Source organism: Nocardioides sp., from assembly GCF_034670285.1.
Lineage (GTDB): Bacteria > Actinomycetota > Actinomycetes > Propionibacteriales > Nocardioidaceae > Nocardioides.
Genome location: NZ_JAXMNS010000172.1, coordinates 1 through 7501 on the forward strand (window position 1 = coordinate 1; position 7501 = coordinate 7501).

The following is a 7501-nucleotide window of genomic DNA, read 5'->3' on the forward strand; positions in this document are numbered from 1 at the left end:
GGTAGCCGCTGACGACACCGATCAGGGCCATGCCCAACACCCCGACCGGCGTGAAGATGTGGTCGCCGCGCACGAACCACGCACCGACCACCAGCGCCAGGGCCGGCGCTCCTGCCCATCGGTGACGCTGCACCTGATCGACGGCGACGGCCACGCAGCAGACGATCAACCCCCACTCACCGATGTCGCCCAGGGGCCGCCCGATGTCGAAGAGGTAGCGGATCTCGTCGGGACGGGGCACCCCGGGGCCGAGCCGATGGGTCACGTAGCCGGCCGCGATCCCGTTGACCACGTCGAGAGCGGTGTAGAACGCCGCGTAGACGAGCGCCGCCCCCCGGACCAGCCAGGCCGGCGCATCGTTGCGACCCCGCACGAGCCACGCCAGCGAAGCGCCCACGAGGGGAAACGCCAGGAGGCCAGGGAAGTGCAGCGACGACCACAAGGACGACGTCTCGTAGGTCAGCCCGTGCGGGTGGAAGAACCCCGCGCCGGCGAGGGACAGGGCCGGCAGGGCCAGGACGACCGAGAGGACGAGTCGAGAGCGCATGGGTCACACTCTGCCCCTCGTCCTCAACTCAGGGCTCTGCTCGCTGCTGTCTCCTACGCTGTCTCCTACACCAGGGCATCGCGCTCGACGTCGACGAGCCGGATCAGGTGCGTCATGTGCAGCAGCCGTCGCACGGCGCCGTTGCACCCGCGCAGCCGCACCTGCCCGCCCCGGCGGGCGGCGAAGCGGGAGGCGACAGCCAGCACCTTGAGCGCGGTGACGTCGACGGTGGCGACCTCACCGAGGTCGACCACGACGCGCGGGTGCCGCTCGAGGGCGTCGTAGAGCGCCATGCGCACCTGCCAGGTGCAGCGGACGTCGAAGTCCCCTGCGAGCAGGATCTCGGGACCGTCGGTCACGATGTCCATGGGGCCACTCCCTCGTCTCGGGTCGCTGGTCGTTCTCCCGGCTGCCACTCCCCTATGACGCCCCAGCACACCATGAGGTTGCCTGAATTCGCCTGTCATTTCGCTGAGAGTGTGGCGTGTCCCTTCCGGTGAAGCGGTGCACGACCACCCTGGCTAGGCTCGACCGCATGGTGAACCTCACGAAGATCTACACACGCACCGGTGACGCGGGCGAGACCCGTCTGGGCGACATGAGCGTCACCACGAAGAACGATCCCCGTCTCCACGCCTACGCGGACGTCGACGAGGCCAATGCCCACCTCGGGCTGGCCGTGGCGGCCGGCGACCTCGACGAGGACGTCGTGGCCGTGCTGACCCACGTGCAGAACGACCTGTTCGACGTCGGTGCTGACTTCTGCACCCCGGTCGTCGCCGACCCGGAGTTCCCCCCGCTGCGCATCGAGCAGGACTACGTCGACCGCCTCGAGCAGTGGTGCGACCACTACAACGAGTCGCTGACCCCGCTGCGGTCCTTCATCCTCAGCGGCGGCACCACCGGCGCGGCCCACCTCCACGTGTGCCGCACGGTGATCCGGCGAGCCGAGCGCTCCGCTTGGGCGGCCCACGCGGAGTATGCCGAGAGCATGAATCCGCTCGCGATCACCTACCTCAACAGGCTCTCGGACCTGGTGTTCATCCTGGCCCGTCACGCGAACCGCGCCGAGGGCGACGTGCTGTGGGTGCCCGGCGGCGAACGCTGAGCGAGCCCTCTCGGCTGGGCGCCAGACGGACGCTGCTTCAGCGGTTCCAGTCGGTGCCGGGCGGGCGGGCCTCGAGCCACGCCTGGAAGCCTGTGAGAGAAGCCGTGCTCATCGCCAGCTCCACCTCACCGTCGCGGGTCTGGCACCGCATCACGACGTGATCGGGGTAGAGCGACATCCGCTCGGCAGCGAGAGCCTCACGGCTCCCGTCATAGCTCAACGCCTCGCGCGCCCAGGTGCGCCTGGGTCTTGGAGCGAGGGAGAACACGCGGAACCACTCGAGCTCCTCGCCCGAGTAACGGCCGAGCCCGAGCACCCAACCGCGTCCGTCCCCGTGGGGACGGACGCGGTGGCTCAACTCAAAGGTGCCGCCATGGCGCGAGAGCACGCGCCGTCGTACGACGAGGGCCGCCGCGTAGAGGACGACGAGGAGCAACAGGACGCCGGCAGCGTCGATCAACCACTGCCACCACGCCACGCGCCCCTCCCCTTCCTCGGAGCACGAACCCTCGTGGGTTCGTGCTAGGACGCCTTCTCGACGGCCCGGATCCGGGCGCTTGCGCGCCGGATCCGCAGCTCGCGCTCGTCACCGGTGGGCATGCCGTCGGCAGCCTCCAGCTCGGCCTTGACCTCGTCGATCTTGATCTCCTCGGCGAGCAGCGCGTGCTCGGAGAGGATCGAGACCCGGTCGGCCGCGACCGAGATGAACCCACCGTCGACAGCGGCGTGGACCACGCCGTCCGGGGTGGAGATCTCGACCGCAGCGTCGACCAGGAGCGAGAGCAGCGGGGCGTGGCCCCGCAGCACGCCGAGGTCACCCTCAGACGTGCGTGCAATCACCATGGACGCCTCGCCGGACCACACGACGCGGTCCGCGGCGACCATCTCGACCTGCAGGCCGGTCCCGATATCGGCAGCCATCAGAGGTTCTTCTGGATGTCAGCCCACTTGGCCTCGACGTCGTCGAGTCCACCGCACATGAAGAAGGCCTGCTCGGCAACGTGGTCGTAGTCGCCGTCGGCGATCTTGTTGAACGCCTCGATGGTGTCGCCGACCGGGACCGTCGACCCCTCGATGCCGGTGAACTGCTTGGCGACGTAGGTGTTCTGCGACAGGAAGCGCTGGATGCGACGGGCCCGCGAGACGATGATGCGGTCCTCCTCCGAGAGCTCATCGACACCGAGGATGGCGATGATGTCCTGGAGCTCCTTGTTGCGCTGCAGGATCCGCTTGACGCGAATCGCGCAGTCGTAGTGCGCCTGACCGATGTACTGGGCGTCGAGGATCCGCGACGTGGAGGTCAGCGGGTCGACCGCGGGGTAGATACCCTGCGAGGCGATGTCACGCGACAGCTCGGTGGTGGCATCGAGGTGGGCGAACGTCGTGGCCGGCGCGGGGTCGGTGTAGTCGTCAGCCGGCACGTAGATGGCCTGCAGCGACGTGATCGAGTTACCACGCGTCGAGGTGATCCGCTCCTGGAGCTGACCCATCTCGTCGGCGAGGTTGGGCTGGTAACCCACCGCGGACGGCATCCGACCCAGCAGGGTCGAGACCTCGGAGCCGGCCTGCGTGAACCGGAAGATGTTGTCGATGAACAGCAGCACGTCCTGGTTCTGGACGTCGCGGAAGTACTCCGCCATCGTCAGCGCCGAGAGGGCCACGCGCAGCCGGGTCCCCGGCGGCTCGTCCATCTGACCGAACACGAGGGCGGTCTGCCCGAGGACGCCGGCCTCTTCCATCTCGGCGATGAGGTCGTTGCCCTCACGGGTGCGCTCGCCGACACCGGCGAACACCGACACACCACCGTGGTCCTTGGCGACTCGAGCGATCATCTCCTGGATGAGCACGGTCTTGCCGACGCCGGCACCACCGAAGAGACCGATCTTCCCACCGTTGACGTACGGGGTGAGGAGGTCGATGACCTTGATGCCGGTCTCGAACATCGTCGTCTTCGACTCAAGCTGGTCGAAGGCCGGGGCCTTGCGGTGGATGCCCCACCGCTCGGTGACCTCGTAGACCTCGCCCTCCTTGAGGTGACCCTCGGTGATGTCACCCACGGGCACCGAGATCGGGCCGCCGGTGTCGGTGACGGTGGCGCCGCGCACCAGACCGTCGGTCGACTTCATCGAGATGGCTCGCACCATGCCGTCGCCGATGTGCAGCGCGACCTCGAGGATGAGCGTGACGGTCTCGCCGCCGAGCTCAACGGGCACCTCGAGCTTGTTGTACATCTCGGGCATGGCGTCGACGGGGAACTCAACGTCGACGACAGGCCCGGTCACCCGGGCGACGCGGCCGGTGCTGCCGGCGGTCGAACCGGTGGTGGTCTCTTCAACAGTGGTAGTCATGTCTCTCTCACTCACAGGGTTCAGTCGTTGGCGGCGTTGGCATCGGCAAGCGCGTTGACGCCACCGACGATCTCGCTGATTTCCTGGGTAATGCCGGCCTGGCGCGCCTGGTTGGCAATCCGCGTGTACTTCTTGATCAGCTCTTCGGCGTTGTCGGTGGCCGACTTCATCGCCTTCTGGCGCGCCGCGAGCTCCGACGCCGCTGCCTGGAGCAGAGCGAAGAAGATGCGGCTCTGGACGTACTGCGGCAGCAGTCCGTCGAGGACCGACTCCGGGGACGGCTCGAACTCGTAGAGCGGAAGTGCCTCTGCGGCGTCCGGAGCCTCCTCGCCCTCGATGATCTCGAGGGGCAGGAGCCGCACCGCGGTGGGCTCCTGGACCAGCATCGAGCGGAAGCGGGTGTAGACGACATGGACCTCGTCGACGTCACCCTCCTCGCCCTGGTCCTTGAGGAAGGCCTCGATCAGCGCTTCGCCGATCTCGGCCGCGACCTCGTAGGAGGGCTGGTCGGAGAAGCCCGTCCAGGACTTCACGACCGGGCGGTTGCGGAACTTGAAGTAAGCCTCGCCCTTGCGCCCGGCGACGAAGACGTCGACGTCCTTGCCCTCTTCACGAAGGCGCTCGAAGAGTCGCTCGCCTTCCTTGAGCACACTGCCGGAGTAGGCACCCGCCAGACCACGGTCGCTCGTCACGATGAGCACCGCGGCCTTGACCGGGTTGTCCTCCTCCTTGGTCAGCGGGTGGTCGACGTTCGAGAACGTCGCCACCGCCGACACCGCGCGCGTCAGCTCACGGGCGTACGGCGCTGCCGCCTGGGCCCGCTGCTGCGCCTTGATGATGCGCGAGGCAGCGATGAGCTCCATGGCGCGCGTGATCTTCTTCATCGACTCGGTCGACTTGATCCGCGCACGGTACTCACGCAGCGATACAGCCATGAGTGGTCAGCCCCGCTTCTGCTTGACGATCTGCTCCTGCTCGACCTCGTCGTCACCGAGGGCCTCAGCGGCCGCCTCGTGACCGATCTTGATCGAGTTGCCCTCACTCGTCTCGAACTGGTCGAGGAACGAGGTGTAGGCGTCGGAGGCGGCGGATGCGGTGTCGTCCTCGAACTTCAAGGACTCGCGGATCGCCGAGAGGATGCCCTCGTGCGAGCGGCGCAGGAAGTCGAGGAACTCGTTCTCGAAGCGCAGCACGTCGTCGGCGGGCACCTTGTCCAGGCGACCACTGGTGCCGAGCCACAGCGAGATCGTCATCTCCTCGATCGGGTACGGCGAGTAGGCCGGCTGCTTGAGCAGGGCCATCAGTCGCTGACCACGGTCGAGCTGCTGACGCGACGCGGCGTCGAGGTCCGAGGCGAACATGGCGAACGCCTCCATCGCGCGGAACTGCGCGAGGTCGACCTTGAGCGAGCCGGTGACTGCCTTCATCGCCTTGGTCATGGCCGCTCCACCCACACGCGAGACCGAGACACCCACGTCGATGGCGGGGCGCTGGTTGGCGGCGAAGAGGTCGGACTGCAGGAAGATCTGACCGTCGGTGATCGAGATGACGTTGGTCGGGATGAACGCCGAGACGTCGTTGGCCTTCGTCTCGATGATCGGCAGACCCGTCATCGAGCCCTTGCCCATCTCGTCGGAGAGCTTGGCGCAACGCTCGAGCAGACGGCTGTGCAGGTAGAAGACGTCACCCGGGTAGGCCTCACGGCCCGGCGGGCGGCGGAGCAGCAGCGAGACCGCGCGGTAGGCCTCGGCCTGCTTGGTCAGGTCGTCGAACACGATGAGGACGTGCTTGCCCTCGTACATCCAGTGCTGGCCGATGGCCGAGCCGGTGTAGGGGGCGAGGTACTTGAAGCCGGCCGAGTCGGACGCGGGCGAGGCCACGATCGTCGTGTACTCGAGAGCACCGGCCTCCTCGAGCGCGCCACGCACCGAGGCGATGGTCGAGCCCTTCTGACCGATGGCGACGTAGATGCAGCGAACCTGCTTCTCCGGGTCGCCGGTCTCCCAGTACTGCTTCTGGTTGATGATCGTGTCGATCGCGACCGTGGTCTTGCCGGTCGCGCGGTCACCGATGATCAGCTGACGCTGGCCGCGGCCGATCGGCGTCATGGCGTCGATCGCCTTGATGCCGGTGGCGAGCGGCTCGTGGACCGACTTGCGCTCCATGACCGAAGGCGCCTGGGTCTCCAGGTTGCGACGACCGGTGGTGGCGATGTCGCCGAGACCGTCGATCGGGACACCGAGCGGGTCCACGACGCGACCGAGGTAACCGTCACCGACGGGCACCGAGAGCACCTCGCCGGTGCGGCGGACCGTCTGGCCCTGCTCGATCTTGTCGAAGTCACCGAGCACGACGGCGCCGATCTCGCGCGTGTCGAGGTTGAGGGCGAGGCCGCGGGTGCCGTCCTCGAACTCGAGCAGCTCGTTGGCCATGCACGAGGGCAGGCCGCTGATGCGCGCGATGCCGTCGCCGGCCTCGGCGACCGTGCCGACCTCTTCCTTGCTGGCCGCGTCCGGCTGGTACTCGGCGACGTACTTCTGCAGCGCGTCGCGGATGTCGTCCGGACGGATGGAGAGCTCCGTCATTGTGGTGCCTTCTCTCTTGGGTCTACTGGTGCGTCGGGGTGAGCGTGAGGGTGGAGGACGGTGGAGCTGGTGGCGGCAGCCGCTGGGCTAGCCGACCAACCGTCGGCGGGCATCGTCGAGACGGCTCGAGACCGTGCCGTCGATGACGTCGTCGCCGATCTCCACCCGGATGCCGCCGAGCACCGAGGGGTCGACGAGCAGGTTGAGGTGTACCGGGCGGCCGTACTGCGCCGACAGGGCCGCAGCGAGACGGTCGACCTCGGCGTCAGGCAGCGGACGGGCCACACGAACGGTGGCGACACCCTGAGCCTGAACGTCGGCGATGACCTTCTGGTACTCGGTGAGCGCGACGGCCACCGTGCGGTGGCTGCCACTGATGGACTGTCCGGCGAGCGCGACCGTGGCCGGCAGCGCCTTGCCTTCGAGCAGGTTTCCGATCAGTCGCCGCTTGTCCGCGGCTGAACGCACCGGGTCGGACAGCGCGTCGCGCAGGTCGGGGGTGACCTTGACGGCCTGGGCGAAGGCGAACAGCTCGTCAGCCAGCCGCGGGGTCTCGGACCCCACTGCCTTGACGTACGCCATCACACCGAGGTGCTCGAGGGCATCGGCGAGGTCACGGCCGGCCACCCAGCGGTGGGCGACGGCCGAGGCCAGCACACCGAGCGTGACGTCGTGCACCTTGCCACCGAAGACCTCGTTGACCAGGCCGGACTTGGCCTGAGCAGGGATCGAGGCGTCGGTCGCGAAACGGCGCAGGGCCACCTCGGACCGCAGCGTCGATGCTGCCGAGAACAGGTCGTCCGCCACCGTCGCTCTCCGGGTTGTACGTGCCCGCCGCACCGCCACCGATGTCGGACTGGTGCGCCCGGTTGCAGACCAGGGAAACCAGACGGCCCTCGACGAAGACCGGACG

9 protein-coding genes are annotated in these 7501 nt (G+C 68.0%); 1 reads left to right on the forward strand and 8 read right to left on the reverse strand.

The window, feature by feature from the left end:
* Both VOI19_RS10165 and VOI19_RS10170 read right to left on the reverse strand, forming a co-directional pair.
* A partial coding sequence (locus VOI19_RS10165) for a hypothetical protein (RefSeq protein ID WP_323792848.1) occupies positions 1-547 on the reverse strand: 547 nt, incomplete at its 3' end.
* Between the two features lie 65 nt (positions 548-612).
* Positions 613-915 carry an STAS domain-containing protein gene (locus tag VOI19_RS10170; RefSeq protein WP_323792849.1) on the reverse strand — a complete coding sequence of 101 codons (303 nt, stop codon included), beginning with the start codon at positions 913-915 and terminating at the stop codon, positions 613-615.
* A gap of 167 nt (positions 916-1082) precedes the next feature.
* Here VOI19_RS10170 and VOI19_RS10175 point away from each other — a divergent pair, with 167 nt between their 5' ends.
* Positions 1083-1655, forward strand: a complete 573-nt coding sequence (locus VOI19_RS10175; RefSeq protein WP_323792850.1) for a cob(I)yrinic acid a,c-diamide adenosyltransferase — start codon at positions 1083-1085, stop codon at positions 1653-1655.
* A 37-nt stretch (positions 1656-1692) separates the two neighbouring features.
* Here VOI19_RS10175 and VOI19_RS10180 read toward each other — a convergent pair whose 3' ends face one another.
* The 6 genes from VOI19_RS10180 to VOI19_RS10205 all read right to left on the reverse strand — a co-directional run bounded on the left by VOI19_RS10180 (position 1693) and on the right by VOI19_RS10205 (position 7434).
* On the reverse strand, positions 1693-2133 hold the full coding sequence (locus VOI19_RS10180) for a DUF2550 domain-containing protein (RefSeq protein WP_323792851.1): 441 nt from the start codon (positions 2131-2133) through the stop codon (positions 1693-1695).
* Positions 2134-2177: 44 nt separating this feature from the next.
* Positions 2178-2576: a F0F1 ATP synthase subunit epsilon gene (locus tag VOI19_RS10185; protein WP_323792852.1), complete on the reverse strand. Its 399-nt coding sequence runs from the start codon at positions 2574-2576 to the stop codon at positions 2178-2180.
* Positions 2576-4018: a F0F1 ATP synthase subunit beta gene (gene atpD / locus VOI19_RS10190; RefSeq protein ID WP_416366372.1), complete on the reverse strand. Its 1443-nt coding sequence runs from the start codon at positions 4016-4018 to the stop codon at positions 2576-2578. Before atpD ends, VOI19_RS10185 begins: the two co-directional genes overlap by 1 nt.
* A gap of 5 nt (positions 4019-4023) precedes the next feature.
* Entirely contained in the window at positions 4024-4938 is a 915-nt protein-coding gene (locus VOI19_RS10195) for a F0F1 ATP synthase subunit gamma (RefSeq protein WP_323792854.1), read from the reverse strand.
* Between the two features lie 6 nt (positions 4939-4944).
* Positions 4945-6588, reverse strand: a complete 1644-nt coding sequence (atpA, locus tag VOI19_RS10200) for a F0F1 ATP synthase subunit alpha (RefSeq protein ID WP_323792855.1) — start codon at positions 6586-6588, stop codon at positions 4945-4947.
* Positions 6589-6675: 87 nt separating this feature from the next.
* Positions 6676-7434 carry a F0F1 ATP synthase subunit delta gene (locus tag VOI19_RS10205; RefSeq protein WP_323792856.1) on the reverse strand — a complete coding sequence of 253 codons (759 nt, stop codon included), beginning with the start codon at positions 7432-7434 and terminating at the stop codon, positions 6676-6678.
* Positions 7435-7501: the final 67 nt, after the last annotated feature.

Coding starts and splice junctions, on each gene's coding strand:
- VOI19_RS10170 (WP_323792849.1), bottom strand. CDS start 915: ATGGACATCGTGACCGACGGTCCCGAGATCCTGCTCGCAGGGGACTTC.
- VOI19_RS10175 (WP_323792850.1), top strand. CDS start 1,083: ATGGTGAACCTCACGAAGATCTACACACGCACCGGTGACGCGGGCGAG.
- VOI19_RS10185 (WP_323792852.1), bottom strand. CDS start 2,576: ATGGCTGCCGATATCGGGACCGGCCTGCAGGTCGAGATGGTCGCCGCG.
- VOI19_RS10195 (WP_323792854.1), bottom strand. CDS start 4,938: ATGGCTGTATCGCTGCGTGAGTACCGTGCGCGGATCAAGTCGACCGAG.
- atpA (WP_323792855.1), bottom strand. CDS start 6,588: ATGACGGAGCTCTCCATCCGTCCGGACGACATCCGCGACGCGCTGCAG.